Annotated in this window: 27 protein-coding genes and 3 tRNA genes; 13 read left to right on the forward strand and 17 right to left on the reverse strand. The window is 70.3% G+C overall.

Annotation, left to right across the window (positions count from 1 at the left end; genetic code table 11):
• Positions 1–6: 6 nt before the first annotated feature.
• Complete coding sequence (locus tag DWB05_RS03690; protein WP_114375139.1) at positions 7–249, reverse strand: hypothetical protein; 243 nt, start codon at positions 247–249, stop codon at positions 7–9.
• On the reverse strand, positions 246–1,448 hold the full coding sequence (gene zigA / locus DWB05_RS03695; RefSeq protein ID WP_114375141.1) for a zinc metallochaperone GTPase ZigA: 1,203 nt from the start codon (positions 1,446–1,448) through the stop codon (positions 246–248). Before zigA ends, DWB05_RS03690 begins: the two co-directional genes overlap by 4 nt.
• A gap of 64 nt (positions 1,449–1,512) precedes the next feature.
• Here zigA and DWB05_RS03700 point away from each other — a divergent pair, with 64 nt between their 5' ends.
• Positions 1,513–2,154, forward strand: a complete 642-nt coding sequence (locus DWB05_RS03700) for a DUF1826 domain-containing protein (RefSeq protein WP_114375143.1) — start codon at positions 1,513–1,515, stop codon at positions 2,152–2,154.
• 145 nt (positions 2,155–2,299) lie between these two features.
• On the opposite strand, the gene DWB05_RS03705 is transcribed toward DWB05_RS03700, so the two are convergent.
• Both DWB05_RS03705 and DWB05_RS03710 read right to left on the reverse strand, forming a co-directional pair.
• Complete coding sequence (locus DWB05_RS03705) at positions 2,300–2,749, reverse strand: hypothetical protein (RefSeq protein WP_114375145.1); 450 nt, start codon at positions 2,747–2,749, stop codon at positions 2,300–2,302.
• 29 nt (positions 2,750–2,778) lie between these two features.
• Positions 2,779–3,813 (reverse strand): extracellular solute-binding protein, encoded by a 1,035-nt coding sequence (locus tag DWB05_RS03710; protein WP_114375147.1) that lies wholly within the window; start codon positions 3,811–3,813, stop codon positions 2,779–2,781.
• Positions 3,814–3,977: 164 nt separating this feature from the next.
• Here DWB05_RS03710 and DWB05_RS03715 point away from each other — a divergent pair, with 164 nt between their 5' ends.
• Positions 3,978–4,832 carry an amidohydrolase family protein gene (locus tag DWB05_RS03715; RefSeq protein ID WP_114375149.1) on the forward strand — a complete coding sequence of 285 codons (855 nt, stop codon included), beginning with the start codon at positions 3,978–3,980 and terminating at the stop codon, positions 4,830–4,832.
• Between the two features lie 88 nt (positions 4,833–4,920).
• On the opposite strand, the gene DWB05_RS03720 is transcribed toward DWB05_RS03715, so the two are convergent.
• The 8 genes from DWB05_RS03720 to DWB05_RS03755 all read right to left on the reverse strand — a co-directional run bounded on the left by DWB05_RS03720 (position 4,921) and on the right by DWB05_RS03755 (position 11,704).
• On the reverse strand, positions 4,921–5,283 hold the full coding sequence (locus DWB05_RS03720) for a HesB/IscA family protein (RefSeq protein WP_114375151.1): 363 nt from the start codon (positions 5,281–5,283) through the stop codon (positions 4,921–4,923).
• A 50-nt stretch (positions 5,284–5,333) separates the two neighbouring features.
• Positions 5,334–5,777, reverse strand: coding sequence for an SUF system Fe-S cluster assembly protein (locus DWB05_RS03725; protein WP_408608473.1), 444 nt, complete (start codon positions 5,775–5,777; stop codon positions 5,334–5,336).
• Positions 5,778–5,808: 31 nt separating this feature from the next.
• Positions 5,809–6,291, reverse strand: a complete 483-nt coding sequence (gene sufU / locus DWB05_RS03730) for a Fe-S cluster assembly sulfur transfer protein SufU (protein WP_114375155.1) — start codon at positions 6,289–6,291, stop codon at positions 5,809–5,811.
• On the reverse strand, positions 6,288–7,541 hold the full coding sequence (locus DWB05_RS03735; protein WP_114375157.1) for an aminotransferase class V-fold PLP-dependent enzyme: 1,254 nt from the start codon (positions 7,539–7,541) through the stop codon (positions 6,288–6,290). Before DWB05_RS03735 ends, sufU begins: the two co-directional genes overlap by 4 nt.
• A gap of 52 nt (positions 7,542–7,593) precedes the next feature.
• A complete protein-coding gene (gene sufD, locus DWB05_RS03740; protein WP_232818373.1) occupies positions 7,594–8,934 on the reverse strand; it encodes a Fe-S cluster assembly protein SufD in 1,341 nt (446 codons plus the stop codon).
• 7 nt (positions 8,935–8,941) lie between these two features.
• Positions 8,942–9,688: a Fe-S cluster assembly ATPase SufC gene (gene sufC, locus DWB05_RS03745; RefSeq protein WP_114376533.1), complete on the reverse strand. Its 747-nt coding sequence runs from the start codon at positions 9,686–9,688 to the stop codon at positions 8,942–8,944.
• 73 nt (positions 9,689–9,761) lie between these two features.
• Positions 9,762–11,216: a Fe-S cluster assembly protein SufB gene (gene sufB, locus DWB05_RS03750; protein ID WP_114375161.1), complete on the reverse strand. Its 1,455-nt coding sequence runs from the start codon at positions 11,214–11,216 to the stop codon at positions 9,762–9,764.
• Positions 11,217–11,257: 41 nt separating this feature from the next.
• Positions 11,258–11,704 carry an SUF system Fe-S cluster assembly regulator gene (locus DWB05_RS03755; protein WP_114376534.1) on the reverse strand — a complete coding sequence of 149 codons (447 nt, stop codon included), beginning with the start codon at positions 11,702–11,704 and terminating at the stop codon, positions 11,258–11,260.
• Positions 11,705–11,915: 211 nt separating this feature from the next.
• Between DWB05_RS03755 and DWB05_RS03760 the strand changes: the two genes are divergently transcribed.
• From DWB05_RS03760 to DWB05_RS03780, 5 genes are all read left to right on the forward strand, one after another.
• Positions 11,916–12,740 carry an AlbA family DNA-binding domain-containing protein gene (locus DWB05_RS03760; RefSeq protein WP_157967067.1) on the forward strand — a complete coding sequence of 275 codons (825 nt, stop codon included), beginning with the start codon at positions 11,916–11,918 and terminating at the stop codon, positions 12,738–12,740.
• A 128-nt stretch (positions 12,741–12,868) separates the two neighbouring features.
• A complete protein-coding gene (locus DWB05_RS03765) occupies positions 12,869–14,005 on the forward strand; it encodes an ATP phosphoribosyltransferase regulatory subunit (RefSeq protein WP_114375165.1) in 1,137 nt (378 codons plus the stop codon).
• Positions 14,006–14,009: 4 nt separating this feature from the next.
• Positions 14,010–15,299, forward strand: a complete 1,290-nt coding sequence (locus tag DWB05_RS03770; protein WP_114375167.1) for an adenylosuccinate synthase — start codon at positions 14,010–14,012, stop codon at positions 15,297–15,299.
• Positions 15,300–15,375: 76 nt separating this feature from the next.
• Entirely contained in the window at positions 15,376–17,346 is a 1,971-nt protein-coding gene (locus DWB05_RS03775; protein WP_114375169.1) for a serine/threonine-protein kinase, read from the forward strand.
• 3 nt (positions 17,347–17,349) lie between these two features.
• Positions 17,350–17,883: a hypothetical protein gene (locus tag DWB05_RS03780; protein ID WP_157967068.1), complete on the forward strand. Its 534-nt coding sequence runs from the start codon at positions 17,350–17,352 to the stop codon at positions 17,881–17,883.
• A gap of 252 nt (positions 17,884–18,135) precedes the next feature.
• On the opposite strand, the gene rpoH is transcribed toward DWB05_RS03780, so the two are convergent.
• Together rpoH and DWB05_RS03790 are read right to left on the reverse strand one after the other, a co-directional pair.
• Positions 18,136–19,044, reverse strand: coding sequence for an RNA polymerase sigma factor RpoH (gene rpoH, locus DWB05_RS03785; RefSeq protein ID WP_198669038.1), 909 nt, complete (start codon positions 19,042–19,044; stop codon positions 18,136–18,138).
• A gap of 233 nt (positions 19,045–19,277) precedes the next feature.
• Positions 19,278–20,228: an RluA family pseudouridine synthase gene (locus tag DWB05_RS03790; protein ID WP_114376536.1), complete on the reverse strand. Its 951-nt coding sequence runs from the start codon at positions 20,226–20,228 to the stop codon at positions 19,278–19,280.
• Between the two features lie 52 nt (positions 20,229–20,280).
• Here DWB05_RS03790 and DWB05_RS03795 point away from each other — a divergent pair, with 52 nt between their 5' ends.
• The 6 genes from DWB05_RS03795 to DWB05_RS03820 all read left to right on the forward strand — a co-directional run bounded on the left by DWB05_RS03795 (position 20,281) and on the right by DWB05_RS03820 (position 22,444).
• Positions 20,281–20,559, forward strand: a complete 279-nt coding sequence (locus DWB05_RS03795) for a DUF6476 family protein (protein ID WP_114375173.1) — start codon at positions 20,281–20,283, stop codon at positions 20,557–20,559.
• Entirely contained in the window at positions 20,556–20,954 is a 399-nt protein-coding gene (locus DWB05_RS03800; RefSeq protein WP_114375175.1) for a M67 family metallopeptidase, read from the forward strand. The genes DWB05_RS03795 and DWB05_RS03800 overlap by 4 nt, the downstream gene beginning before the upstream one ends.
• Before the next feature lie 9 nt (positions 20,955–20,963).
• Positions 20,964–21,188, forward strand: a complete 225-nt coding sequence (locus DWB05_RS03805; RefSeq protein WP_114375177.1) for a DUF2256 domain-containing protein — start codon at positions 20,964–20,966, stop codon at positions 21,186–21,188.
• The gene (locus DWB05_RS03810; RefSeq protein WP_114375179.1) at positions 21,112–22,164 is read left to right on the forward strand and encodes a threonine aldolase family protein; all 1,053 of its coding nucleotides are present in this window, start codon (positions 21,112–21,114) and stop codon (positions 22,162–22,164) included. The genes DWB05_RS03805 and DWB05_RS03810 overlap by 77 nt, the downstream gene beginning before the upstream one ends.
• 70 nt (positions 22,165–22,234) lie before the next feature.
• A tRNA-Glu gene (locus tag DWB05_RS03815) sits at positions 22,235–22,310 on the forward strand.
• Between the two features lie 60 nt (positions 22,311–22,370).
• Positions 22,371–22,444 (forward strand) — tRNA-Gln (locus tag DWB05_RS03820).
• Positions 22,445–23,064: 620 nt separating this feature from the next.
• On the opposite strand, the gene DWB05_RS03825 is transcribed toward DWB05_RS03820, so the two are convergent.
• From DWB05_RS03825 to mrdA, 3 genes are all read right to left on the reverse strand, one after another.
• Positions 23,065–23,140 (reverse strand) — tRNA-Lys (locus tag DWB05_RS03825).
• A 130-nt stretch (positions 23,141–23,270) separates the two neighbouring features.
• Complete coding sequence (gene rodA, locus DWB05_RS03830) at positions 23,271–24,413, reverse strand: rod shape-determining protein RodA (protein ID WP_114375181.1); 1,143 nt, start codon at positions 24,411–24,413, stop codon at positions 23,271–23,273.
• Positions 24,410–26,311, reverse strand: coding sequence for a penicillin-binding protein 2 (mrdA, locus tag DWB05_RS03835; RefSeq protein ID WP_114375183.1), 1,902 nt, complete (start codon positions 26,309–26,311; stop codon positions 24,410–24,412). Before mrdA ends, rodA begins: the two co-directional genes overlap by 4 nt.
• Between the last annotated feature and the right edge of the window lie 6 nt (positions 26,312–26,317).

Consider the following 26,317-nt stretch of genomic DNA (forward strand, 5'->3'; position numbering starts at 1 on the left):
GGCAGGTCAGGCCCTGCCCGGCGTCCCGGCCTGTTCGGCGACGGCGGAAGCGAGGCGGCCGAACACGGCGGCCACCGCATGCGGGCCGTGCAGCGCGACGAGACGCGGCAAGAGCGCGGCGAGCAGGGCGGCGGCTTGGGCCTCGCGTCCCACACCCGCCGCATCGAGGGCGATCAGCGCCCGCTCGATCGCCTCCACCGCCTCGGCGAAGCGCGGCGGCGGGGGACCGGAGCCGGCAAGCCCGCTCACGCCGCCTCGCGGCGCCAGGCGGGGAAGGGGTCGGGCAGCCGCGCCCAGGCGGCCGGCCCCATGGCGAACTCGGCCTCCGTCAAGAGCGCGTGGTCGAGCGCCCGACGGATCCCCACCTCGTCCATGTGCTGGCCGATGAACACGATCTCCTGCCGCCGATCGCCGTAAGGAGAGCACCAGAGCTTGCGCACGCCCGCGCGCCACTCAGGGTCGTCGGGCCAGCGCTCGCGCGGCACGGCGGCCCACCAGAACCCGGCCGCCTCGTGCCGCCCGATCGCGCCGGCGAGCTGCCAGACCCCTGCCCAGTCCATGCGCGTTGCGAGCCAGAAGAAGCCCTTGGCCCGAATCACGCCCGGCAGGTCCGAGGCGATGAAACGATGGAAACGAGCGGGGTGGAACGGCCGCCGGGCGCGCCAGACGAAGGAACGGATGCCGTATTCCTCGCTCTCCGGCAGATGCTCGCCGGCGAGCGCCTTCGCCCAACCCGCCGCGCGCGAGGCCTTCCCGAAATCGAACAGCCCGGTGTCCAGCACGGCGTCGAGCGGCACGCGCCCGTGGCTTGCGGTCAGGATCCTCGCTTCAGGGTTGAAGCTGCGCAGGATGGCGACGAGCCGCTCCCGTTCCGCTTCCGTCACGAGGTCGATCTTGTTGACCACGATCACGTCGGCGAACTCCACTTGCTCGACGAGCAGATCGACGAGCAGCCGGGTATCGCCCTCGCCCGCGGTCTCGCCACGCGCGGCGAGGCTGTCCGTCGAGGCGTAGTCATGCAGGAAGCGCGCCGCATCGACCACCGTGACCATGGTGTCGAGGCGGGCGAGGTCGGAGAGCGAGCGGCCTTCGGCATCGCGGAAGTCGAAGGTGGCGGCGATCGGCATCGGCTCGGCGATCCCTGTCGCCTCGATCAGCAGCGCATCGAACCGCCCCGCGGCGGCGAGGCGGCGCACCTCGACCATCAGGTCCTCGCGCAGGGTGCAGCAGATGCAGCCGTTGCTCATCTCGACGAGGCGTTCCTCGGTGCGCGACAGCGCCCCGCCCTCGCGCACCAGCGCGGCGTCGATGTTCACCTCGCTCATGTCGTTGACGATGACGGCGACCCGGCGCCCTTCGCGGTTGGCGAGGATGTGGTTGAGCAGACTCGTCTTGCCGGCGCCGAGGAAGCCGGAGAGGACGGTGACGGGAAGGCGGTGGTCGCGCATGGTTGGAGGTCTCCCGCAGGGGTGAGGTTTGCGGCTGACATGTTATAATATAACATAACACAGCATGATGCGCGAGGCGACCACCCTATCCCCTGCTGCCCACGCCCGCGCCGCTCGCCACGCCGGCGTGCTGCGCACCATTCTCCACCCCGGCATCACCCTCGCGATCTGGACCCGGCCTCCGCCGCCGCGACTCTTGGACGCCACGGAGGGTCTGGCCGCCCGCGCGCCGTTCTGCCGCGTTGCGGAGGAACGGCCCGACCGGCTGGGTGCCGCCCTGGTCGCCGACCTGCCGCCGGATCCGTGCGCCCGCACCCGCCTCGCCACCGACATCGCCCGGCTTGCCCGGCTCTTCGCCGCGCTCCTCGGCACGACTGCCGTGCGCGGACGACTGGAGGCGATCGACAGCCCCGCCTGCCGGCTGTTCCACGCCGACCATGTGGGCTTGCGTCTCCTCTGCACCTACGCAGGGGCCGGCACGGAGTGGGTCCCCGATGCAGCCGTCGATCGCGCCCGTTTCGGCGACAATCGCGCCGCTCTGCGCGACCCGGCCGCCGTGCGGCGCTTGCCGCGGTTCGCGGTCGCCATCCTCAAGGGCCACGCCTGGCCGGGCAATGCCGGGCGTGGGGTGGTGCATCGGTCGCCCGATGCCTCGCCCGACCGTCCGCGGCTTCTCCTCTGTCTCGACGAGCCGGGACGGTTCTGACACGATCCGCCGAGAAAAAGGCGCCCCGGCTGGCGGGGCGCGAGGTGGGAACGGAGCGATCGTTGGGGCGCCATGGGTGGGAACGAAGCCGGGCGCCCGGGGAGCGTCGCGGCGCCGAACGGGGCTGACGCCGCGACGATCGGGGTCAGGCGAGGCCGCGGCGCGGCCGGGGCACGGCGAAGGGTTCGACGCGCAGCCCGGCCCGCGCCAGCGCGGCGGCAGCCTTGGCCAACAGGGCGATCGCGCGCACCGCGAGATCGGGCGGCAGCCACTCGGCAAGCGCGCGCTGCGCCACCCAAGGCGCACCGCGCTGCAGCCCGGCGAGCGCCGCGACGAGCAGGCTCTCGTCCCGCGAGGGGGCGGGAGCGTCCGGCCGGAGCAGGCCGATCGTCTCGCGGGTGCCGAGGCGGAGGAGCGCCAGGGCGGCGAGGAAGGCTGCAGCCCCCTCGCCCGCCGCACCGGCGCGGCTCAGCACCACGGCTGCCCGGCCCGCATCGCGCGCCGCGATTCGCGCAGCAAGGAGAACGTGCGCCGTCGCCTCACCGCCGGCCTCCGACAGGGCTGCGCCCTTCTCGGCGTCGAGCGACGTCCGCATCGTGCAGCCCGCGCCGACCGGCACTCGCCTCACAGCCAGCCCGCGCGCTGCATGATCATCAGCGCCTGCGGGCCGAGCTTCGCGTAGGTGGCGGCGTTCAGCCGGTCCTGCTTCCAGCGGCCCCAGGCGGCGACCTCGGGCACCACGTTCACCTCGTCCGCCACCACGGGGTACTCGTTGTTGCCGTTGGCGAACATCTCCTGCGCGCGCACCGAGGTGAGGTACTCGATGAAGCCGACCGCCGCCTCGCGGTTGGGGGCGGTGCGCACCACGCCCGCGCCCGAGATGTTGACGTGCGTGCCGCGGTCGCCCTGGTTGGGGAAGATGGCGCGGATGCGCTGTGCGGCTTCGCGTTCGCGCGGGTTGGTCGAGCGCAGGAGCCGCGCGAGATAGTAGGTGTTGGCGATGGCGATGCGGCCCTGGCCGGCAGCCACCGCGAGGATCTGCGGCGTATCTCCCCCTTGCGGCGGCCGCGCGAGATTGGCGACCACGCCCCGCGCCCAAGCCTCCAGCCCGTCGGCACCGTTGTAGTGCAGGATCGATCCGGCAAGGGAAATGTTGTAGGGGTGGTTGGAGGTGCGGGTGAGGATGGTGTTGCGGAACGCCGGATCGGCGATGTCCTCGTAGCGCTCGATCGGCTTCGGCGGCGTCCAGTCCGCTGCCACCATCAGGATGCGCGCCCGCACCGAAAGCCCGAACCACAGCCCGTCCGGGTCGCGCAGATGCGCGGGCACGCGGGCTTCGAGAACAGGGCTGCGCACCGGCTGCAGCAGGTTCATCTCCGCCGCGCGCACGAGACGGGCGGCATCCACCGTCACCAGCACATCAGCTGGGGAATTCGCCCCCTCGTTGCGGATGCGCTCGATCAGCGCATCGGCCTCGCCCTCGATCAGCCGGATGCGCACGCCGGAGACGGCGGTGAAGCCGTCATAGAGCGCGCGGTCGGTGTCGTAATGGCGGGAGGAGTAGACGTTCACCACCCGCTCCTGCGCGCGCAGGACGGCGGGGGCGGCGAGCAGGCCGGCGGTGCCGGCGAGGAGGTGGCGGCGGGAGAGTGTGGGCATCGGTCTGTTCCTGCGTCGTTGGCCGAGATCCAATTGCGAGTGGTTCGCATTTGCATGCGTAGCCCAGTTGCAAGTCATTCGCAACTCCTTTCTCGCCGCCGCCGGTTCCGGCCGCGCCCCCGCCCCTCTACAGTCGGCGCGCCGAAGAGAGGGAACCCGAGCCGATGGACCTGCCGCGCCCGTCCGTGGTGCTGCCCGAGGGGGCGACCGAGTGCCACTCCCACGTCTACGACCCGGACCGCTTTCCCTTCCTCGACTCCGAACTCGGCGAAGCGCCCCATCCGCTCGAGACCTACCGCGCGGTGCTGATGGAGGGCTTGGGTTTCTCGCGAATCGTCGTCGTCCAGCCGGGCGCCTACGGGGCGGACAATCGCTGCACCCTCGATGCGGTGGCGCGGATCGGGCTCGAACGGGCACGCGCCGTGGTCACCACCGCCCCGGACGTGACGCTCGATGCCTTGCGCGACCTGCACCGCCAGGGCGCGCGGGGCTTGCGGCTGACCACGCGCGCAAGCCAGCCAGGCCGGCTGTCGCTCGACGACGCCCCGCGACTCGCGCCGCTCTGCGCCGAACTCGGCTGGCACCTCGCGCTGCAGATCCGCGATGGGTCCGTCCTGCCCGATCTCGTCGACACCCTTGCCGCCCTGCCCTGCCCGGTGGTGATCGACCATCTCGGCCGCGTGCCGCCCGGGCCCGGGCGGCTCGCCACCGCCACCCACCCCGCCTTCCAGGCGCTCCTGCGCGCCGTCGAAGGCGGCAATGTCTGGGTCAAGCTGTCGGGGCTTTACTACTCCTCGGCTTTCCCTTGGCCTTATCCGGATGTGGAACAGCGCGTGCGCGCGCTCGTCGAGGAACGGCCCGACCGTCTCATCTACGGGCAGAACTGGCCGCACCCGCGGCGGGACCCGAAGCCGGACGATGCAAAGGAGCTCGAGCTCTTCTTCGACTTCGTGCCGGACCCGAAGGTGCGGCAGGCCATTCTGGTCGACAATCCCGCCCGGCTCTACTTTACCGACTGACGCCCGCTCGAGACCGCAGGGCTTGCCCCCTCGCAGGACGTGCCGCGCGGTCCCTTTCCCCGTCTCGGCAGTGGAAGGGACGGACCGATCAGACGTGGAAGCTCTCGCCGCAGCCGCAGCGGCCCTTCTCGTTCGGGTTGACGAAGGTGAAGCCCGAGGAGAGGGCGTCGGCCCGCCAGTCCATCACCGTGCCGATGAGGAACAGGGCGGCGCGGCGATCCACCAGCAGCGTGAGGTCGTGGTCCACCACCACCTCGTCGTTCGGCCCGATCTCGTCGGTGTAGGAGAGGTCGTAGGAGAGCCCCGAACAGCCGCGGGTGCGCACGCCGATGCGCAGGTAGCGCTTGGCGCCGGGCCGGGCATAGAGGGCGCGCAGACGCTCCGCCGCCGCGTCGGTCAGACGCAGGAGGGGCGGGAGGGTGCGGCCGGGCTTGGCGTCAGTGACACTCATTCTCATGTCGCCGAGGATAGCACGGATCGAGCAACAGCGCTTGACCCGGATCAAAACATGTTGACGGCGAGCCGGGCCTCCTCGCTCATCCGAGACGGGTCCCAAGGCGGATCCCACACCACCTCGACATCGCAGCGGGTCACACCGGGCACGCCGAGCACCGCCTTCTGCACCTGCGCCGGCAGCTCCTGCGCCGAGGGGCAGCCGGGGGCGGTGAGCGTCATCTCCACCTTCACCGCCCCGTCCTCGCCGATCTCGATCGCGTAGATCAGCCCGAGCTCGTAGATGTTCACCGGGATCTCCGGGTCGTAGACGGTGGCGATGGCGTCGATCAGCGCCTGTTCGCCGATCGCCCCGCCGCCCGTCGGGCCGGCGGCGGACGACGGCGGCGCGGCAGGCATCTCGCCCTCGGGGGTCCAGACGGTCGCCACGGAACGGTCGCCCTGCCCCGCCTCGCCCCGCATGTCCTGACCGCCATGTCCGTCCGGTGCCATCATCGCCATGGCCCCTCCCCTTCTCCCCCGCTCACTCGGTCGTCGCCGACGCCTCGCCGGCGAGTGCGGCTTCCAGCGCGTGCCAGGCGAGGGTGGCGCACTTCACCCGCGAGGGATACTCGGCCACGCCCGACAGCGGGCGAAGACGCTCGAGATCCTCCGCGTGCACCGCGCCGCAAACGGGGCAGCGTCCGGTGCGAACGAGGCTGCGGAAGGCGTCCGCCAGCGCCCGGGCCTCAGCAGCCGACTTGCCGCGCACGGTCTCGGTCATCAGCGAGGCGGAGGCGACGGAGATGGCGCAGCCCCGGCCTTCGAAGGCGGCGTCGGCGATGCGGTCCTGCTCGTCGAGCCGCACCCAGACCTCGACCCGATCGCCGCACATCGGATTGTCGCCCCTGGCGTGGCGCGCGGGTGGGGCAAGGCGGCGGAAGTTCCGCGGATGCCGCCCGTGATCGAGGATCACCTCCTGGTAGAGGTCGCGCAGGTCGGCGAAGTCGGCAGACGCGTCGGTCACGCGAAGAACCTCCGCACCCGCTCGAGCGCCTCGGCGAGCGCGTCGATCTCCGCCCGCGTCGTGTAGGCGGCGAAGGAGGCGCGAGCGGTGGAGTCGACGCCGAGCACACGCATCAGGGGCTCCGCGCAGTGATGGCCGGCGCGCACGGCGATCCCTTGGCGGTCGAGCAGGGTGGCGACGTCGTGCGCATGCGCACGATCCAGCGCGAAGGCGACGACCCCGCCGCGATCCTGCGCGCGGCCGAACACGCGCACGCCCTCGATGGCGGCGAGACGAGCCAGCGCATGGTCGGTCAGCGCCCGCTCGTGCGCCTCGATGGCATCGATGCCGACCCGCTCCACCCAGGCGATGGCGGCGGCGAGCCCGATCCCCTCCAGGATCGGCGGCGTGCCGGCCTCGAACTTGTGCGGGATGCGCGCCCACTCGGCCCTCTCGAAGGAGACGGAGGCGATCATGTCGCCACCGCCGAGGAAAGGCGGCATGCGCTCGAGCAGCTCCGCCCGCGCCCACAGCACGCCGATCCCCGTCGGGCCGTAGAGCTTGTGGCCGGTGAAGACGTAGAAATCGGCCCCGATCGCCTGCACGTCGACCCGCCGGTGCACCGCCGCCTGGCTGCCATCGAACAGCACGAGGGCGCCGGCATCGTGGGCGGCGCGCGCGATCCGCTCGGCCGGGGTGACGGTGCCGAGCACGTTCGACATGTGGGTGATGGCGACGAGCCCAACCCGGCCATCGGCAAGCAGGCGTTCGAACGCCTCCCAATCGAGTTCGCCCTCCGCCGTGATCGGGCAGACGCGGAGCTCAACGCCCCGTGCGTCGCGCAAGAGCTGCCAAGGGACGATGTTGGCGTGGTGCTCCATCGCGCTGATCAGCACCGCCTTCGCGGGATCCATCACCCCGCGACCGTAGGCATGGGCAACGAGATTGATCGCCTCGGTGGCGTTCTTGGTGAACACGATCTCGTCGCGCGAAGGCGCGTTGAGGAAGCGGGCCACCGCATCGCGCGCGGATTCGAACGCCTCGGTCGTGCGTTCGCTCATCCAGTGCAGGCCGCGATGCACGTTGGCGTACTGGTGCTCCATCGCGTGCACCATCGCCTCGATCACCGCGCGCGGCTTCTGCGCCGAAGCCGCGCTGTCGAGGTAGATGAGGGGCTTGCCGCGCACCGATTCGTCGAGGATCGGGAACTCGCGGCGGATGGCGAGCACGTCGAAGCCCGGCGCCCGCGCCGCGGTGGCCGCCCGGCTCATGCGCTGGCCTCCTTCCGCATCCGAGCCGCGATGTCCCGCTGCCCGCCCATGCTCATCCGCCGTGCTCCACCCGCTGCCACCAGGCCAGGGTCTCCGCGTGCAGCCGTTCGCGCAAGCCCTCGTCGGCCACGAGGCTCACCGCATCGTCGAGGAAGGCCTGGACGAGGATCGACTTCGCTTCGGCCTCGGGGATGCCGCGGCTGCGCAGGTAGAAGAGCGCCTCGAGGTCGAGCTCGCCGACCGTCGCGCCGTGGCTGCACTTCACGTCGTCGGCGTAGATCTCGAGCTGCGGCTTGGCGTCGATCTCGGCTTCGGGGCTCAACAGCAGCGCCTGGTTCATCTGATAGCCGTCGGTCTTCTGCGCGGCGCGATGGACGTGGATCTTGCCCTGGAACACCCCCCGCGCGCGCCCCGCGAGCACGGTCTTCACCGTCTGGCGCGAGGCGCAGTCGGGAGCGGCGTGCTCGATCACCGTCGTGGTGTCGGCGTGGCGGACGCCGTCGACGAGCTGGGCGCCGTTGAGATGGAGCGCGGCATGCGGCCCGGCCAGCACCGCGTGCACCTCGTTGCGCGTGAGCCGCGCCCCCTTGATCAGCGTGAAGCTGTCGTACTCCGCGCCTTGCTCGACGCGCACGGCGAGGGTGGCGGTGTGAACGGCCGAGAGCGGTTCGTCCTGCAGGCGGATGTGGATCAGGCGCGCGCCCGGACCGAGCTGGATCTCGCTCACCACGTTCTGCCAGGCGAAGGCCTCCGGCTCGCCGCGCGCCTCCTCGACCAGCACGAGCCGTGCGCCGCGGCCGAGCCGGATCAGGTGGCGGGGATGGAAGGCGACCGGGTGGCCAGCGCGGGCGGTGGCGTAGGAGAGGATGCGGATCGTTCCGCCGTCCACACCATCGGCAATTCGGACCACCGCCCCGTCCTCGGCGAGTGCCGCGTTGAGCGCGGGCAGCGGCAGCGTTTCGGGCGCAAGCCCGCCGAGGCCTGCGACGGTCTCCTCGTCGCGCGCTCGCAGCAGGTCGGCGAGGCTTGCGATCGCGACACCCGGCGCGAGATGGCTGACCGCCGAGAGGTCGCGCCGCACCCGCCCGTCGATCAGGACGAGAAGCGGGCCCTCCTCCTCCTCGAGGTCGAGGGGGGGACGGATGTCGGCGGCGAGGATCGGCTCCTCGAACCGCGTTTCGCGCAGCAGGGCGAGGTCGGTGTACTTCCAGGCCTCGACACGGCGCGTGGGAAAGCCCTGGGACGCGAAGGTCTCCGCCCCGCGCGCGCGCCAGGCGGCGACGACGGGGTGGCGCGCGCCGGGTAGGCGTTCGGCAAGACCGCGCGCGCGATCGAGCAGATGCGCGACCGCGTCGGACCCGGCCGCGGCGGGGGCGTCCAGCACCTCGACCATGCCCGCCTCAGGCCGCCGCCTGGAGCTCGCCATAGCCCTTGGCCTCCAGCTCGCGCGCGAGCTCGGGCCCGCCCGACTGCACGATGCGCCCCCCCACCAGGACGTGCACGCGATCGGGCACGATGTGGTCGAGCAGGCGCTGGTAGTGCGTGATCACCAGCATGCCGCGTTCCGGGCTGCGCAACGCATTCACGCCTTCGGCGACGATCTTCAGCGCGTCGATGTCGAGCCCCGAGTCCGTCTCGTCGAGGATGCAGAAGGCGGGCTCGAGGATCGCCATCTGCAGGATCTCGTTGCGCTTCTTCTCGCCCCCCGAGAAACCGACATTGACCGCGCGCTTCAGCATCTCCTCGGTCATGCCGAGCGCCTTCACCTTGCCGCGCACGAGCTTGAGGAACTGCATGGCGTCCAGTTCCGGTTCGCCGCGCGCCCGGCGCACCGCGTTCAGCGCCTGGCGGAGGAAGTTGGCGTTGCCCACGCCCGGCAGTTCCACCGGGTATTGGAAGGCGAGGAACAGCCCCGCCGCGGCGCGCTCCTCCGGCTCCATCGCGAGCAGGTCCTGGCCGCGGAAGGTGACGCTTCCCGCCGTCACCTCGTAGCCCTCGCGGCCGGCGAGCACGTAGCCGAGGGTCGACTTGCCCGACCCGTTCGGGCCCATGATGGCGTGCACCTCGCCCGCCGGAACCTCGAGGTCGATGCCGCGCAGCACCTCCTTGCCTTCGACGGAGGCCTTCAGCCCTTCGATCTTCAACATCGCGCCTTCCATTGCCTTGTCGCAGCGATCCGCCACCGTTCCGCTTTCGCCCGCCGCCATCGCTCCCGAAGCGTCAGCCCACGCTGCCCTCGAGGCTGATCGCGAGCAGCTTCTGCGCCTCGACGGCGAACTCCATCGGCAGCTCCTTCAGCACCTCGCGGGCGAAGCCGTTGACGATCAGCCCAACCGCCTCCTCTTCGGTCATGCCGCGCTGGCGGCAATAGAAGAGCTGATCCTCGGCGATGCGGCTCGTCGTCGCCTCGTGCTCGACGCGGGCGGTGGGGTTGCGGGACTCGATGTAGGGCACGGTGTGCGCCCCGCAGCGATCGCCGATCAGCAAGGAATCGCACTGGGTGAAGTTCCGCGCGTGCTGCGCCTTGGGCAGGATGCGCACCAGGCCGCGATAGGTGTTCTGCCCCTCGCCCGCCGAGATCCCCTTGGAGACGATGGTCGAGCGGGTGCGGGGCCCGATGTGGATCATCTTGGTGCCCGTATCCGCCTGCTGGCGGTTGTTGGTGATCGCGACCGAGTAGAACTCGCCGACCGAACCTTCGCCCTGCAGGATGCAGGAGGGGTATTTCCAGGTGATCGCCGAACCGGTCTCCACCTGCGTCCAGGAGATCTTGCTCTTCGCCCCGCGGCAGGCGCCGCGCTTGGTGACGAAGTTGTAGATGCCGCCGCGGCCCTCGGCGTCGCCCGGGTACCAGTTCTGCACCGTTGAGTACTTGATGGTCGCCTCATCCAGCGCGACGAGTTCGACCACCGCGGCATGCAGCTGGTTCTCGTCGCGCTGCGGTGCCGTGCAGCCCTCGAGGTAGGAGACGTAAGCGCCCTCCTCGGCGACGATCAGCGTGCGCTCGAACTGGCCGGTGTTGCGCGCGTTGATGCGGAAATAGGTGGAGAGCTCCATCGGGCAGCGCACGCCCTTCGGCACGTAGACGAAGGAGCCGTCCGAGAACACCGCCGAATTGAGCGCGGCGAAGAAGTTGTCCGAGGGCGGCACCACGGTGCCGAGGAAGCGGCGGACGAGATCGGGGTGCTCGCGCACCGCTTCGGAGAAGGAGCAGAAGATCACGCCGGCTTCGGCGAGCTTCTCCTTGAAGGTGGTGGCGACACTGACGCTGTCGAACACGGCGTCCACCGCGACACCGGCGAGCCGCTCCTGCTCGCGCAGCGGGATGCCGAGCTTCTCGTAGGTGCGCAGGAGCTCGGGGTCGACCTCGTCGAGCGACTTCGGCTGGGCCTTCCGTTTCGGTGCGGCGTAGTAGTGCAGATCCTGGTAGTCGATCGGCGGGTAACGCACGGCCGCCCAGCGCGGCTCCTCCATCGCGCACCACGCACGGAAGGCCTTCAGCCGCCATTCGAGCAGCCACGCGGGCTCCTCCTTCTTGGCGCTGATCAGGCGGATGATGTCCTCATTCAGCCCCTTGGGGATCAGCTCCTGCTCGATCGGGGTTTCGAAGCCCCACCGGTAGCCACCTTCGGTGACGTCGCGGACGGTCTCGAGCGTGTCGGTCGCTGCGGGCATGTCGTGATCCGTTCCCGTTTCTTTCGGTTCCCCTCGCGCGGTCAGCCCACGCTTGCCGCCACGGCGGGCGGTGGCGGAGCCCAGGCCGGGCAGGCCATGTCGGCCAGCGTGATCTCGGAGAGCGCGCGCCGGATCGCCGCGTTCACCGGGTCCCAGCGCCCGCGCACCCGGCAGGTGCATTCGTGTTCACAGCCCCCTGCGTGCTCCACGCAGGCGGCGAGCGCGATCGGGCCCTCCACGGCGTCGATCACGTCGCTGATCGCGGTCTCGGCGAGCGGGCGGGCGAGGCGATAGCCACCATGCGGGCCACGCTGGCTGACGACGAGGCCACCCGCGGCGAGCAGCTTGAGCACCTTCGCCACCGTGGGTTCCGCGATGCCGGTGGCGACCGCGAGCGCCGAAGCGTTGCGCACGGCACCGTCCGGTGCCGTGCCGAGTTCGCTCAACAGAACCACCGCGTAGTCGCTCAATTTCGACAGCCGAAGCACGGCCAACCACCATTCCCCATGCTGCCCACCATTCCCCATGCTGCGCCCCGCCTCCTTCCTTCCTGCTGGTTCGGCGGGCGAGACGCAATCCGGACCTCAGCGGTCCTGAATGCGAGATGCGTCCGCGAATCGGCGATGTCAAGTTAAATGGAGGGCAATGGTGGGTCGCCGGCACCGAGGCGCAGCCGATTGCCGCTGGAGCAGGTTAAGAATGATTGAAAGCAAGCGAAGTGGGTTGGCAAATCCTATTGGGCCTGAGGGAGATCCTATTCGGCCTGAGGGAGAAAATTTTGAGCGCAAGTCAAAATTTTTTCGATCACAAAGCAATAATGAGTCTGACCTAGAGCCCGTCAAGACGCTTACAGCTTTCGCAAACACCGCAGGAGGCACTATACACTTCGAGATACTTGAGGGATGTAACCTAAAAGATCTCGATTCTGCACGAATCGATGACTTATGCCGCAGGTATGTCGCGCCGCCGCTGCCAAATATTCAGAGTCAATCTGATGGAAAAAAAGGGATCTTAATTTCAATTCCTAAATCCCCATTGCGACCGCATGTGTTCAAGACCGCTGGAAATTTTCTGTTTGATGGTAAACAAAAGAATTACTTTTACCCTGGACAAATCGTAGTCCGACATTCTTCGAAGACAGAGCCTGCCGATGCAAACGACCTCCAAAAGATTTTTGAAGAAAAGCTTATCGCTAAGATAAAAGGTATTGGTGACCAGTTAGTTTTATTTGCACAGAAACTGAAGGACTCGTCAGAAGGCCTACCGGTTCAGCTCGTCGACGACAATTCTGCTATTCCTCTGGGAATTCCTGATCTCTCGCCGCTGTATCCTTACACCTATAAGCAGCTAGAGGAAAAAACGAGAATTAAAGGCAAGTCACTTCGCAAAATTTTTGACAAATATAGGATCAAAGAAAAACGACAATTTTCAATAAAGATCGAGTATGGTAAGACAACTATTTTTAAATATTCGGAGCATGTGTTAGACTTTTTACGTAATCTGGCTTCAGAAGAAGCGGCTTAGGCTCCGCTGCCATGGCTACATAATTCGTAAATTCGGAAAATCCTTCGTCCCATGCCTGACCCAATCCTGTCGGTCCATGCTCCCCCTCCGCGCGCGCCCCCTTCCTTGCTACACCCGCGCGCTCCGCCATGAACGACCGCGCCCTTGCCCTCCTCCCCCCTGGCCTGCGCGACCTCCTGCCCCCGGAGGCCGAGATCGAGGCCGCCGCCATCGAGGCCATGGCAGCGGTGTTCGCCGCCCACGGCTACGAGCGGGTGAAGCCGCCCTTGCTCGAATTCGAGGAGAGCCTCTTGGGTGGCGCCGGCGCCTCCACCGCCGAGGTCGCCTTCCGGCTGATGGATCCTGTCAGCCACCGCATGCTGGCGTTGCGCGCCGACATCACGCCCCAAGTCGCCCGCATCGCCGCCGTCCGTCTCGCCCGCGCGCCCCGCCCCCTTCGTCTCTGCTACTCCGGCCAGGTGCTGCGCGTGCGGGGAACCGACCTGCGCGGCGCCCGCCAGATGTCCCAGGCCGGCATCGAGCTGATCGGCAGCGACTGCGCGGAGGCCGACGCCGAGGTGATCGCCGTCGCCGCCGAAGCACTCGCCGCCCTCGGCGTGCCGGCCGTCAGCTTCGACCTCACCCTGCCCACGCTGGTGGACGAGCTTCTCGCCCCGCTCGCGCTTGCCCCCGCGCGCGAGCAGGCGCTGCGGCACGCGATCGACCGCAAGGACGCGGCCGAAGTGGCGGCGCTGGCCGGCCCGCTCGCCGATACGCTCGATGAGCTCCTGCACGCCGCGGGCCCCGCTGATCGCGCCCTCGAGGCGCTGGCCGCGGCCAACCTGCCCCCGGCAGCGCGGGCTCTGGCCGACCGCCTCGCCGCCACCGTCGCCGCCGTGCGCGCCCGCGACCCCGCCATCCGTCTCACCGCCGATCCGCTCGAATTCCGTGGCTTCCGCTATCACCGCGGGGTGGCGTTCACGATCTTCTCCGCCGCGGTGGCGGACGAGTTGGGCCGCGGCGGGGCCTACCGCGCGGGCGAGGAGCCGGCCACGGGGGTCTCGCTCTATCCGGACGCCGCGCTTGCCGCCGCCGCGCCGCGCCCGCCGCGCCCCCGCGTCTTCGTGCCTGCCGGCACGCCGCCGGCCGAGGCCGCCGCTCTGCGCCAGCAAGGCTTCGCCACCGTGCTGGGGCTCGACCCGGTGGCCGACGCGGTCGCCGAGGCCCGGCGCCTCGGCTGCAGCCATGTCGCCGTGGGCGCCTCTGCCCGCCCGATCGAGGAGTGACAACATGGCCAACGTCGCCGTCATCGGCGCGCAGTGGGGAGACGAGGGCAAGGGCAAGGTGGTCGATTGGCTCGCCTCGCGCGCCGACATCGTCGTGCGCTTCCAGGGCGGGCACAACGCCGGCCACACCCTGGTTGTCGGCAATCAGACCTACAAGCTGAGCCTGCTGCCGTCAGGCGTGGTGCGCGGCAAGCTCGGCATCATCGGCAACGGCGTGGTGCTCGACCCCCAGGCCCTCCTCGACGAGATCGCCCGGCTCGGCGCGCAAGGGGTGGCGGTGACGCCCCGGAACCTGCGGATCGCCGAGAACGTGCCGCTGATCCTGCCGCTGCATCCCGCCCTCGATCGCGCGCGCGAGGCGGCCCGGGGGGCGGCGAAAATCGGCACCACGGGGCGGGGGATCGGCCCTGCCTATGAGGACAAGGTGGCGCGCCGCGCGATTCGCCTCTGCGACCTCGCCGAGCCCGAGACGCTGTCGGCGAAGCTCGACGAGCTCCTGCGCCACCACAACACACTTCTGCAAGGCCTTGGCGCTGAACCTTTTTCCAAGGAGACATTGCTTGCCGAACTGCTCGACCTCGCCCCGCGGCTGCTGGCTTACGCCGAGCCCGTCTGGCAGCGGCTCGATCGGGCGCGGCGCGAAGGTGCCCGGATCCTGTTCGAGGGGGCGCAGGCCGTGATGCTCGACATCGACCACGGCACCTACCCCTTCGTCACCTCCTCCAGCACGGTTGCGGGCAACGCCGCTGCCGGCTCCGGCATCGCCCCCTCCGCGATCGGGCGGGTGCTCGGCATCGCCAAGGCCTACACCACGCGGGTCGGCGCCGGCCCCTTCCCGACCGAACTGCACGACGAGACGGGCCGGCTGATCGGCGAGCGGGGCCGGGAGTTCGGCACCGTCACCGGCCGGCCGCGCCGCTGCGGCTGGTTCGACGCCGCCCTGGTGCGCCAAGCGGTGAAGGTGGGCGGGATCGAGGCGCTGGTGCTGACCAAGCTCGACGTGCTGGATGGGCTCCCGGAGCTGAAAATCGGCGTAGGCTACGAGATCGCCGGGCGGCGGTTCGACCATCTTCCGGCCGCGCCGGGGGCGCAGGCCGCCGCCCAGCCGATCTACGAAACCATCGAGGGCTGGCAGGGCTCGACCCGGGGCGCCCGCTCCTGGGCCGACCTGCCGGCCGCCGCGATCAAGTACATCCGCCGCATCGAGGAACTGGTCGAGGCGCCGGTGATGGTGCTCTCCACCAGCCCCGAGCGCGACGACACCATCGTCATGCGCGACCCCTTCGCCGACTGATCCCAGCTCCGGCCGCCGTTAACCGCACCGCAACCCTCCATGCGCGAGCATGCGGGGGAAAGGGAGCGGAGGGCGCGTGGCGAACGAGCGGCTCGAGATCGGAGGTTTCACGGCCGATCCCCAAGCGCCGGTCGCCGGCTTCGCCCCGGCGGGGTTGCCATGCTTCCGTGCTTTGGGCGCGGACGGAACCCAAGTCGTCGCCGTGCTGTGCCGCAACGAGCATCCGGCGCGGCTGCGCGCCATCCTGCGTCTGATCGACGAGCCCGACCTCCCGGGGCTGCTGCGGCCGCTTGCGCAGGATGTCGTGGTCTGGAGCGGGTCGGCGCTGCGCGCCGTGGTCTATGAGGCACCGCCGGGACCTGCCCTGCTGCGCCCGGGCCAGCGGGCTGAGCCGATGCGGGAAGGCGACCTGATCCAGAACGTGGTCAGACCGATCGGCCGCGCCCTGCTCACGCTCGGTGATCTCGGCCTCACCCATCGTGGCATCCGGCCGGACAACCTGTTTCGGGCCGGCAACGGCCCCGTCTTGCTGGGCGACGGCTTCTGCACCCCGCCTGCCCTGGCCCAGCCGGCCGCCTTCGAGGACCCGGCCACCGCCGTCTGTCTGCCCGCCGGGCGGGGTGAGGGGACGATCGCCGACGACCTCTACGCCCTCGGCGTCACCCTGGTCGCCCTGGCCATGGGGGAGTGGCCGCTTGCCGGGCGGGACGACGCCGCCGTGATCCGCGCCAAACTCGAGCACGGCAATCTGGTCGCCGTCGTCGGCGAGAACCGTTTGCCGGGCGGGATCGCCACCCTGGTGCGGGGCTTGCTCGCCGAGGATCCGGCGCGGCGGCCGCAGCCGGCGGAGCTCGCCGGCTGGCCTGGCACGGCGAAGGTCCGTCCCGTATCCGCCCGCCCTCTGCCGCGCGCTTCGCGCGGCTTGCGCATCGGCAAGGTTGAGGTGCGCGATCTCCGCAGCCTCGCCTTCGCCCTCGGCCGAAACTGGTCCGAGGGGGCGGAAGCGCTGCGCTCCGGCGCCGTCGCGGTCTGGGTCGAGCGCGGGTTGGGCCAGCCTGTGCTGGCCGCCAGGCTGCGCGAGCTGACGGGTCCGCTGCCTCGTGGTGACGAGCCGTTCGACGGTACGATGTGTCGGGCGATCGCGGCGCTCGACCCGCACGCACCGCTGTTCTGGCAGGGCAAGGCCCTGATGCCGGATGGCATCGGTGCCGTGCTGGCCGAAACGCTGCTCGCTCCTTCGCCGTCCGGCCTGCCGCTCGCCGCGCTCGACGCCTTGATCGGTGACATGGTGATCGCGCGCTGGGCCTCCGTGCCGGGCGAGCGTCCGCACGACGCTATGGCGCTCGATCGGGCGGCGCGGCGCTACCGCCTGGTCTGGCGCAACGCCAACTTGGGGTCGGGTCCGGAACGCCTGCTCTACGCCCTCAATCCCGCTCTGCCCTGCCTGTCGCCGCTGATCGCCGGCGAGGCCGCCGGGACGGTGCCGGCCGCACTTGCCGCCCTCGAGCGGCGTGCCGGCGGCTTGGCGCGCGGCACTCTGCCGATCGACCGTCACCTCGCCGCCTTCATCGCCGTGCACATGGACGGGCGGCTCGACGACGCGCTGGCCGCCGTCGGCGCCGCCACCACGCCCGCGGAGGCGGCGGTCGCCGCCATGGCCGTGTTCGCCCAGTTGCAGACCACACACCGTTCCGCGCCGATGCCGGCTCTGGCCGGTCTGCTCGCCGACCTCGCCATGCCAGCCCTGGCGCAGTGGCGGGAGCGAGCGCGGCGCGAGCGGGCCACGGCAGAGGCCGCTGCGGTTGCCGCCAGCGGCGACTTGGCGCGGCTGCACGCCCTGTTCGCCGACCCGCAGGCTCGGGCGCGCGACTCGATCGCTTTCGCCCAGGCGCGGCGAGAGGCACAGGAGGCGGCACAGGCGATCGCCCGCCTCCGCCACGATCGGGCGGCGCGCGAGGCGGAAGCCCGCCGCCTCGGTGCGCGCCTCTCGCACGCGACGGGGCTCGTCGTGCTCGCGCTGACCTTGCTGTCGCTGTCGGGGGTGTGAGCGATGGGCAAGTCGTCTGCGAAGATGAGCGGCGACGCGACGACGGCGCGCAAGGGACGGGGGGGCGGGCGCGCGCCGCTCGGCTTCTGGGCGCTCGGCGTCGTCACCGGGGCGCTGCTCGGTCTCGCGCTGCCGACGGGGCTTCTGCTCGCAATCGGGCTCGCTCCGGCGGCGCTGGCCGCGCTGGCCGACCGCTCCGCGGGCCGTTGGACCGCGCGCTCCGTGCTCGTGTTCAACCTCGCGGGGCTGGTGCCGTCCTTGCGAGCGCTTTGGCTCGAGGGCCACACGCTGGGAACGCTCGTCGTCGTGCTGGCACGCCTCGACGGGCTGGCGCTTGCCTATGGCGCAGCGGCGATCGGTGCCGTGCTGCCCGTGGTCGCGTCGTGGGCGATCTTGGCGGTGCTGGAGGCGCGCGCCGCGATCGACATCGCGCGGCTGGAACAGAAGCGGGCCGCCTTGCGTGAGGCCTGGGGGGAGGAGGTCGAGCGGCTGCCGGTGCAACCGTTGGCGAAGGCGATCGCTCCCAAGGCACCTTGACGAGGTCGCGCCGGCGCTTGACCGCAGCGTTGCTCGCTCGACCGGCGGTCACGGCATCTGACGGCAACGCGCGCGAGTCTCTCGCCCCCAATACGGTGGGGCGGATCGGGAAGGCGGGCGAGGACTGACGCCCGTTCGGCGACGCCAGCAGCGTCTCATCGCCGTACTTTCGGCCGGAGGCCGTGAGCTGAGAACCGGGCCGCGCCTAGTCCCCCGCTCCGTCCGCCGGCGTCGACCGCGCGCCGCGCGCGGTCAGGCGGCCGCTTCGGCGCGACGCTCGGCCGTCTTGGCCCGCAACTCCTCCATCTGCGCCTTCATCGCCTTCTGCACCTTTTCGAAGGCACGGACCTCGATCTGGCGCACACGCTCGCGGCTGATGCCGTATTGCTGCGAAAGGTCCTCGAGCGTGGTGGGCTCATCCTTCAGCCGGCGCTCGATGAAGATGTGCCGCTCGCGCTCGTTCAGCGTCGCCAGCGCCTTGTCCAGCAGCGCCCGGCGCTGGCCGAGGTCCTCGTCCTCGGCAAAGCGCTCCTCGTGGTTGCCGCTCTCGTCGACCAGCCAGTCTTGCCACTCGCCCTCGCTGTCGGCGCGCAACGGCGCGTTCAGCGAATGGTCGGGCGCAGAGAGGCGGCGGTTCATTTGGATGACGTCCTGTTCCGGCACATCGAGCGCACGGGCGATCTTCGCCACCTGCTCCGGCTTCAGGTCGCCGTCCTCGATCGCCTGCATCTGCCCCTTCAGCCGGCGGAGGTTGAAGAACAACTTCTTTTGCGCCGCCGTGGTGCCCATCTTCACCAGAGACCACGAGTGCAGGATGTATTCCTGGATCGCGGCGCGGATCCACCACATGGCGTAGGTGGCGAGGCGGAAGCCGCGGTCGGGGTCGAAACGCTTGACCGCCTGCATCATGCCGACATTGCCCTCGGAGATCAGCTCACCGAGCGGCAAGCCGTAACCGCGATAGCCCATGGCGATCTTCGCCACCAGCCGAAGATGGCTGGTCACCAGCTTGTGCGCGGCCTCGAGGTCGCCGTGGTCGCGCCAGCGCCGAGCGAGCGCCGTCTCCTCCTCGGCCGTGAGCATCGGGAATTTGCGAATCTCCTGCAGGTAGCGCGTGAGGTTGCCCTCGGGGGCCACCGGGATCGCATAGGACACGCTCATCGACCTCTCTCCCAGCCTGAAAACGCCGTGGCGGGCGTGCGAGCCGCGGGGTCCGCGCATCCACTGTCGCACGTCCGCGCCGGTCGTCGGATCACGTCCTGGCGACGGCGGCTGACGGCGGCGCGATGGTGTGCGGACCCGGCGACTGCCAACGCGCGCATTCTGGCGTTCGGCAGACTGCCCTGCAATCAAAATCGGACAAGATCGGTCCTGATTACGAGATGTTCATCTTTTCACATCTGCGTGCGCCCGAGCGCCGCCAGCAACGCCGCCAGATCGGCGGGAGGGGGCGCGGCGAAGGCCAGTCGCTCGCCGGTCACGGGATGGCGGAAGGCGAGCGAGGCGGCGTGTAACGCTTGGCGCGGGAAGCCCGTGAGGGCGGCGCGCAGCTCTGCCGGCAGGCGAGCGGCGGCCGCGGGAAGGCGACGCAGATAGGCCGGGTCGCCGACCAGCGGATGGCCAAGATGCGCGAGATGCACCCGTACCTGGTGGGTGCGCCCGGTCTCGAGCCGGCACTCGAGCAGGGCGCAAGCCGTGCCGAAGGCGCGCAGCAAACGATACCGGGTGGCTGCCGGCTTGCCTTTCGCCACCACGGCCATGCGCTTGCGATCCACCGGGTGCCTTCCGATCGGCGCCTCGACCCGCCCCTCCGCCTTGGCCGGCACGCCCCAGACGAGGGCGAGATAGGTCCGCTCGAGGTCCCGCCGGGCGAAGGCCTCGGAAAGGGCGCGGTGCGCGGCCTCCGTCTTCGCCACCACCATCACCCCGGAGGTGTCCTTGTCGAGCCGGTGCACGATCCCCGGCCGCGCCTCGCCGCCGATGCCGGGCAAGGCGTCGCCGCAATGGGCAAGGAGGGCGTTGACCAGCGTTCCCGTCTCGTTGCCGGGGGCGGGGTGCACGACCAGCCCGGGCGGCTTGTCGAGCACGATCAGATGTTCGTCCTCGAACAGGATGGCGAGCGGAATTGCCTCCGCCGCCGGCGCGGCCGGGGCGGGCGGTGGTAGGGTCAGAACGTAGCGTGCGCCGGGACGCACCGATTCGGCCGGATCGCGCACCACCTCGCCGTCGCGCGTGAGCTGTCCCTGTTCGATGAGTGCCTTGAGCCGCGAGCGCGACAGGTCCGGCCAGGTGGAGGCGAGCCAGCGATCGAGGCGCTGGTGGGCGGCGGTCGCGTCGGCCACCATCTCGCGGCACGAGGGGGTGGCGTGCGGGGTCGACAGGACGGAGGAGTGCGACATGCGGGCGCTGCAGGCGGCCGTGATCGTGATGGGGGTGCTGATCGTCGTCGGCACGGTGGCGCTGGCGGTGGCGATTGCCAACCGTCTGGGCGGCCGCGCCGCTCCCCCCGCCGTCGCCACCCTCGCCGAACCGGAAGGCTCGCGCATCGTCACCATCGCCGGGGCCGGGGATCGGCTCGCCGTGCACGTCGCAGGCGGGGGGCGGCCCGATCGCATCCTGCTGGTCGACCCTGCCACCCACCGCGTGGTCGGGCGGATCTTTCCGGTCGAGCCGTGATCGTCGTGCTGCCGGGCGAAGTTGCCGCAGCCCTCCCCCGCTTGGCCGACCTCGCCTTGCCGCGCGAGGCATGCGGGCTGCTGGTCGGTCGGACGGACGAGGAAAGCGTGCGCATCACCGGCTTCGCGCCCTCGCGCAACCTGGCTGCCGCCCCTGATGCCTTCGAAATCGACACGTCCCTTCATCTTGTCCTGCAGCGTCGTCTGCGTGCGCGGGGTGAGGCCGTGGTCGGGGTGTGGCACAGCCATCCCTCCGGCGCGGCGCTGCCCTCCGCCCGCGATGCGGCGGGCGCCTGGCAGGACGGGCTGATCTGGCTGATCACCGCCGGAGCCGAGACCACCGCCTGGGTTGCGCGCGGGGGCGGCTTCGTCCCCGCCCGGCTCGTCATGGCCTGATGGCGACGCATGCGCCGCAAGAGCGACCTGCCGACCAAGATCTGCGCCGTCTGCGGTCGCCCGTTCGCTTGGCGGCGCAAATGGGCCAAGGTCTGGGATGAGGTGAAGTACTGTTCCGAGTCCTGCCGGGGACGCCGGCCGAAGCGGGAGGGGGGTGATGCTGTTCCGGTCCGACAACGTGACCGCCGTCTGCCCGGAGGTGATCGCGGCCATCTTGGCCGTGAACGAGGGTGATGCCGCCCCCTACGGCGCGGACGAGGTCACCGCCCGCCTCGACCCCGCCTTCGGCACCTATTTTGACACCGAGGTGTTCGTCCATCCGGTGGCGACGGGGATTGCCGCCAACGCGCTCGCCCTCGCCGCCGCCATGCCGCCCCCCGGTGCGGCCGTCTGCCATGAGAACGCGCACGTGAACACGAGCGAGTCGGGTGCGCCTGAATTCTTCTCCGGCGGCGGCAAGCTGATCACCCTGCCCGGCGAACACGGCAAGCTCTCGGCAGAGGCGATCGCCCGTCGGCTCACCGCGCTGCCGCCCGATCGGCTGCAGTCCGCCCCGCCGACGGTGGTCTCGATCACGCAAGGAACGGAAGCCGGGACGGTCTATCGGCTGGAGGAGATCGCCGCGATTTCCGCGGTCTGCCGCAGCCGCGGCCTCGTGCTGCACATGGACGGGGCGCGGTTCGAGAACGCCCGTGCCTCGCTCGCGGTGTCGCCGGCGGAGGCGTCGTGGCGGGTCGGCGTGGACATCCTCAGTTATGGGGCGACCAAGAATGGGGCGATGTGCGCCGATGCGGTGGTGATCTTCCGTGCCTCGCCGCATGCCGAGCTGCTGAACCGCTTCATGGGGCAGAGGCGGCTGCGCGCGGGACAGGTTTTCAGCAAGATGCGATACTTGTCGGCGCAACTTCTGGCGATGGTGGAGAACGGTACGGCCGCGCGCAACGCCGCCCACGCCAACGCGATGGCAGCGCGGCTGTCGGCCGGACTCGCCGCACTCCCCGGGGTGCGGGTCGTCCATCCGACGGAGATCAACGAGGTGTTCGTCGTCCTGCCGGACGCGGTGCGCGAACGCCTCGCCGCCGCCGGCTTCGCGGTGCGACCGCGACCGGAGGATCCCTCGCTCGTTCGGCTGGTCACGGCGTGGAACACGCGGGAGGAGGATGTCAGCCGCTTTCTCGCCGCCGCGGCCGGTGTCCGCGCTGCTGCCTGAACGCGGTGCTGCCCCCTCGGCGGAGGCGCTTGATCGCGAGCGCGGGCGCGGCTATGTGCGCGTCGACGACGTCCCGTTCGTCTAGAGGCCTAGGACACCGCCCTCTCACGGCGGCAACAGGGGTTCGAATCCCCTACGGGACGCCACGCTTCCCGCAGGCGCCGGGCTCCGAGGCGAGAGAATGCTCGGGGGCTGACGCCGGCGCTTGGGGGATAGTTTAGCGGTAGAACTCCCGGCTCTGAACCGGGCAGCCCTGGTTCGAATCCAGGTCCCCCAGCCACCCCGAGCATTTCCGCGCATTCCCTGATGGTCGTTGCTCCCGAGCACCAGCGCGGGGCAGCCTGGCGGGTCACGGCTGGATCACGCGGCCCGAAATTTAGGCCAAGCCCTCTCAGCGCAATGAACGCGCCGGCTCACCGGCTTTCCGCCCGCTGCATGACCCGATGGCGGCGCCGGCTGAGGGCGGCCGCCTTGCCAGGGGAGCGTCGGATGCGCATGTCCATCGCAGCGCGCCAAGACCGCGGGGTTGCGCCCGGGGTAGGGTGGCGAGCCGGGCGGTTGTCGGCCGCTCTCACGCTTCGAGTGACATATGGCGAGGGGTGGTCGCGCCGGCGCGGCGCGAATGACGCGTTGAAGGTTCGGCTCCGCGAAACGCCGATAGCTGAGGCATGATCCATTCGGTTTCCGCGTGCCAAGCCGACACCATCTTCCGCCGACCAAACATCCGGCGGGCGGCCCCTTGGCTGGCAACCAACACGATGAAACGTGGGCCTAGGCTTACCTGCGCCGGCTTGCACGCCCGCCGATCCATCCAACCCGCGCCCCAGTTACGGCGCGGTGGACCCCTCCGACAGCGAGCGCCTGCGGAGGCGACACGTCACCCATGGGCAGGCCACGGCATGGTGGGCGCACTAGGATTCGAACCTAGGACCCGCTGATTAAGAGTCAGCTGCTCTACCAACTGAGCTATGCGCCCCACCAGGTCCGCGCGGATAGCAAAGCCACGCCGCAGTGTCGATAGCGCGCCCGGTGCAGCAGGCGCAAAGCCGGCCCGCAGCCCCATCAAACGCCCGCACGCCGCTCTGTCCCCCTTCGTCGTCACCCGGTCAGGCGTCCTCGCCGGCCTCGATTTCCACCGCCCGGTGCACGTGCACGCTCATCAGCACGCCGAACCCGATCAGCACCGTCAGCATCGCCGACCCCCCGTGGCTGATCAGCGGCAGCGGCACCCCCCCGACCGGGATCATCCCCATCACCATCGCGATGTTGACGAACATGTAGAGGAAGAAATTGACCGAGATCCCGGTGGCGACGAGACGGCCGAACTGGTGGCGGCAGCCGAGCGCAATGGCGAGCCCATAGAGCACGACGGTGAGATTGAGCAGCATCACCGAGACAGCGCCGACGAAGCCCCACTCCTCGGCCAGCATGGTGAAGATGAAGTCGGTCTGCTTTTCGGGCAGGAAGTTCAGTTGGCCTTGCGTGCCCTGCAACCAGCCGCGACCGAAGAGCCCCCCCGAACCGAGCGCGATCTTCGACTGGATGATGTGGTAGCCGGAGCCGAGCGGGTCGCTCCACGGGTCAAGGAAGGTGAGAATGCGCTGGCGCTGATAGTCGTGCAGGCTCTCGTAGGCGACCGGAGCGGCGATCGCCACCGCCGCCAGCACGAGGGCGAATTTCCACCACCGCACCCCGGCGGCGAAGAACACCGATCCCGCCACCATCAGCGTGATCAGGGCGGTGCCGAGGTTCGGTTGCCGCAGCACCAGCACCACCGGAATCGCGGTCGCAACCAGGGGCGGGATCAAGAACAGCGGGTTGCCCACCCGCTCCAGGCTCGCCCGGTGGAACCAGGCCGCCAGCGCGATCACCAGCAGGATCTTCATCAGCTCCGAGGGTTGAAGCTGGAAGCCGCCGAGATCGAGCCAGCGCTGCGCCCCCTTGCCGACCTCGCCGTGCAACGCCACCAGCACGAGGAGCCCGACCCCAACCGCATAGAGAACCCACGCCAAGCGGAGGATGAGGCGGATGTCGATCAGGGCGATTCCGATCAGCAAGAGAAGCCCGAACCCGAAGCGAAGCCCGTGGCGAAACGCCCAGGGCTCCGCCGCGCCGCCCGCGGCGGAGTAGAGCATCGCGTAGCCCACCGCCGCGAGCGCGCAAAGCAGGGCGACGAATGGCCACGACACGGCAGCGAGCTTCTCGGTGAGACTCATGCCGCGTTCGCGCGCGAGCCGCCGCTCCATCATCGCCGCCCCTCCTCCGCGGGGCGACTGACCTCCGCCATTTGCAGGGACGGTGCCGGCGGCGTGCGGCGGCGGGCGGGATCCCGGGCCAGCGCCTCGGTGAGGATGTCGCGCGCGACCGGCGCCGCGGAGGCCGCTCCCCCTCCCCCGTGCTCGATCACCACCGCGCAGGCATAGACCGGCTGATCGGTGGGCGCGTAGCCGACGAACAGCGCGTGGTGCCGCCACTCGTAGGGCAGGTCCTGCTGGCGCCTCAGTCCCCGCTCGCGTTCGGCCAGCGTGATGCGACGCACCTGGGTGGTGCCGGTCTTGCCCCCCATGCGCGCGCCGGCCTCCGGCGGCAGGCGGGAGGCCCAGGCCGTCCCCTGCCGCTCGTTCACCACCCCGTCCATCGCCTCGCGCATGATGCGCAGATGCGCCTCCGGAATGCCCATGGCCGGCCAGTCCTCGGCGCGATGACCGCGCACGAGTTGGCCGCCGATGGCGCGTGTCAGATGCGGCTCGACGGCACGCCCGCCATTCACCATTCGCGCCGTCATCACGGCGAGCGACAGTGGCGTGGTCTGGATGTAGCCCTGGCCGATGCCGTGCACGAGCGTCTCGCCGAGCGCCCAAGGCTTGCCGAGGGTGGCCTGTTTCCAGGCACGGGTCGGGACCAGGCCCGACCGGGCTCCGGGCAGTTCGATCGCCAGCGGAACGCCGAGCCCGAACCGGTTCGCCATCGCCGCGATGCGGTCGATCCCCGTCCGCCGCGCCACCTCGTAGAAGTAGCAGTCGCAGGACTGCTTGATCGCCTCGCGCATGTCGAGCGCGCCGTGCCCGCCCTTGCGCCAGCAGTGGAACTTGGCATCGCCCAGTTCCGTCACCCCCGTGCAGACGATGCGCTCGCCGGGGGTGACGGTGCGCGCCTCAAGCGCGGCAAGGGCCACCACCATCTTGAAGGTCGAGCCCGGGGCATAGAGCCCGGCGATCGCCTTGTTGATCAGCGGCGCGCGACGATTGGTGGTCCATTCCCGCCACTGCGCTGCGGACACCCCGGACTCGAAGAGGGACGGATCGAAGGAGGGCGACGAGGCCATCGCCAGCACCTCGCCGTTGCGCACGTCGAGGATCACGGCCGCCCCCGAGTCATTTGCGATGCGCTCCGCCACCTTGCGCTGCAGGCCGGCGTCCAGCGTCGTGGTGACATCCTGACCGGGCGCCCCCTCCTCTCGGCCGACTTCGCGGATGACGCGCCCCACCACGTTGACCTCGAGCTGCACCGTACCGGCGCGGCCACGCAGCACGCGGTCATGCGCGCGCTCGAGCCCCGCACGCCCGATCCTGATCCCCGGCAGTTCCAGCATCGGATCGCCGTCGAGATCGGCCTGCGCCGGCGGCGCGACATAGCCGACCACGTGCGCGAACGCCTCGCCACCCGGGTAGACGCGATGGGTGCCGACATCGGTCAGGATGCCCGGCAGGTCAGGCGCGTTCACCTCGAGCCGCACCATCTCCTCCCAGGAGAGGAAATCGCGCACCATGACGGGAACAAAGCGGCGGCGGCGGCGGATCTCCCGTTCGATGCGCGCCCGTTCGGCCTCCGAGATCGGCACGATCTGCGCCACGTTGGCGAGCGTGGCGGCGACGTCGTCGGTGCGCTCGGCGACCAGCATCGCCCGCCAATTCTGCCGGTTCGCCGCGATCGGCTCGCCGAAACGATCGAGGATGCGCCCGCGCGGCGGCGGGATCAGGCGCACGCTGATGCGGTTCTCCTCCGCGAGCAGCGTGTAGCGTTCGCTCTCCACCACCTGCAGCTGATAGAGCCGCGCGCCGAGGGCGGCGGTGAGCGCGAGCTTGCCGGCGCCGAGCAGCAACACGCGGCGGGTGAACAGGGCACGGCGCGCGCTCTCCCGCTTCATTGCACC

This window comes from Elioraea thermophila (ex Habib et al. 2022), assembly GCF_003336755.1.
Classification (GTDB): Bacteria; Pseudomonadota; Alphaproteobacteria; order Acetobacterales; family Acetobacteraceae; genus Elioraea; species Elioraea thermophila.

What these genes read in the sequence shown, in the direction of transcription:
- DWB05_RS03795 (WP_114375173.1), top strand. Translation starts at nt 20,281, where the DNA reads ATGCGGGCGCTGCAGGCGGCCGTGATCGTGATGGGGGTGCTGATCGTC.
- DWB05_RS03790 (WP_114376536.1), bottom strand. Translation starts at nt 20,228, where the DNA reads ATGGTGGCCGACGCGACCGCCGCCCACCAGCGCCTCGATCGCTGGCTC.
- mrdA (WP_114375183.1), bottom strand. Translation starts at nt 26,311, where the DNA reads ATGAAGCGGGAGAGCGCGCGCCGTGCCCTGTTCACCCGCCGCGTGTTG.
- DWB05_RS03700 (WP_114375143.1), top strand. Translation starts at nt 1,513, where the DNA reads ATGATGCGCGAGGCGACCACCCTATCCCCTGCTGCCCACGCCCGCGCC.
- DWB05_RS03715 (WP_114375149.1), top strand. Translation starts at nt 3,978, where the DNA reads ATGGACCTGCCGCGCCCGTCCGTGGTGCTGCCCGAGGGGGCGACCGAG.
- DWB05_RS03810 (WP_114375179.1), top strand. Translation starts at nt 21,112, where the DNA reads ATGCTGTTCCGGTCCGACAACGTGACCGCCGTCTGCCCGGAGGTGATC.
- rodA (WP_114375181.1), bottom strand. Translation starts at nt 24,413, where the DNA reads ATGATGGAGCGGCGGCTCGCGCGCGAACGCGGCATGAGTCTCACCGAG.
- sufC (WP_114376533.1), bottom strand. Translation starts at nt 9,688, where the DNA reads ATGTTGAAGATCGAAGGGCTGAAGGCCTCCGTCGAAGGCAAGGAGGTG.
- DWB05_RS03770 (WP_114375167.1), top strand. Translation starts at nt 14,010, where the DNA reads ATGGCCAACGTCGCCGTCATCGGCGCGCAGTGGGGAGACGAGGGCAAG.
- rpoH (WP_198669038.1), bottom strand. Translation starts at nt 19,044, where the DNA reads ATGAGCGTGTCCTATGCGATCCCGGTGGCCCCCGAGGGCAACCTCACG.
- DWB05_RS03780 (WP_157967068.1), top strand. Translation starts at nt 17,350, where the DNA reads ATGGGCAAGTCGTCTGCGAAGATGAGCGGCGACGCGACGACGGCGCGC.
- sufB (WP_114375161.1), bottom strand. Translation starts at nt 11,216, where the DNA reads ATGCCCGCAGCGACCGACACGCTCGAGACCGTCCGCGACGTCACCGAA.
- zigA (WP_114375141.1), bottom strand. Translation starts at nt 1,448, where the DNA reads ATGCGCGACCACCGCCTTCCCGTCACCGTCCTCTCCGGCTTCCTCGGC.
- DWB05_RS03705 (WP_114375145.1), bottom strand. Translation starts at nt 2,749, where the DNA reads ATGCGGACGTCGCTCGACGCCGAGAAGGGCGCAGCCCTGTCGGAGGCC.
- DWB05_RS03710 (WP_114375147.1), bottom strand. Translation starts at nt 3,813, where the DNA reads ATGCCCACACTCTCCCGCCGCCACCTCCTCGCCGGCACCGCCGGCCTG.
- DWB05_RS03805 (WP_114375177.1), top strand. Translation starts at nt 20,964, where the DNA reads ATGCGCCGCAAGAGCGACCTGCCGACCAAGATCTGCGCCGTCTGCGGT.
- DWB05_RS03720 (WP_114375151.1), bottom strand. Translation starts at nt 5,283, where the DNA reads ATGAGTGTCACTGACGCCAAGCCCGGCCGCACCCTCCCGCCCCTCCTG.
- DWB05_RS03725 (WP_408608473.1), bottom strand. Translation starts at nt 5,777, where the DNA reads ATGGCACCGGACGGACATGGCGGTCAGGACATGCGGGGCGAGGCGGGG.
- sufD (WP_232818373.1), bottom strand. Translation starts at nt 8,934, where the DNA reads ATGGTCGAGGTGCTGGACGCCCCCGCCGCGGCCGGGTCCGACGCGGTC.
- DWB05_RS03760 (WP_157967067.1), top strand. Translation starts at nt 11,916, where the DNA reads ATGATTGAAAGCAAGCGAAGTGGGTTGGCAAATCCTATTGGGCCTGAG.
- DWB05_RS03765 (WP_114375165.1), top strand. Translation starts at nt 12,869, where the DNA reads ATGAACGACCGCGCCCTTGCCCTCCTCCCCCCTGGCCTGCGCGACCTC.
- DWB05_RS03735 (WP_114375157.1), bottom strand. Translation starts at nt 7,541, where the DNA reads ATGAGCCGGGCGGCCACCGCGGCGCGGGCGCCGGGCTTCGACGTGCTC.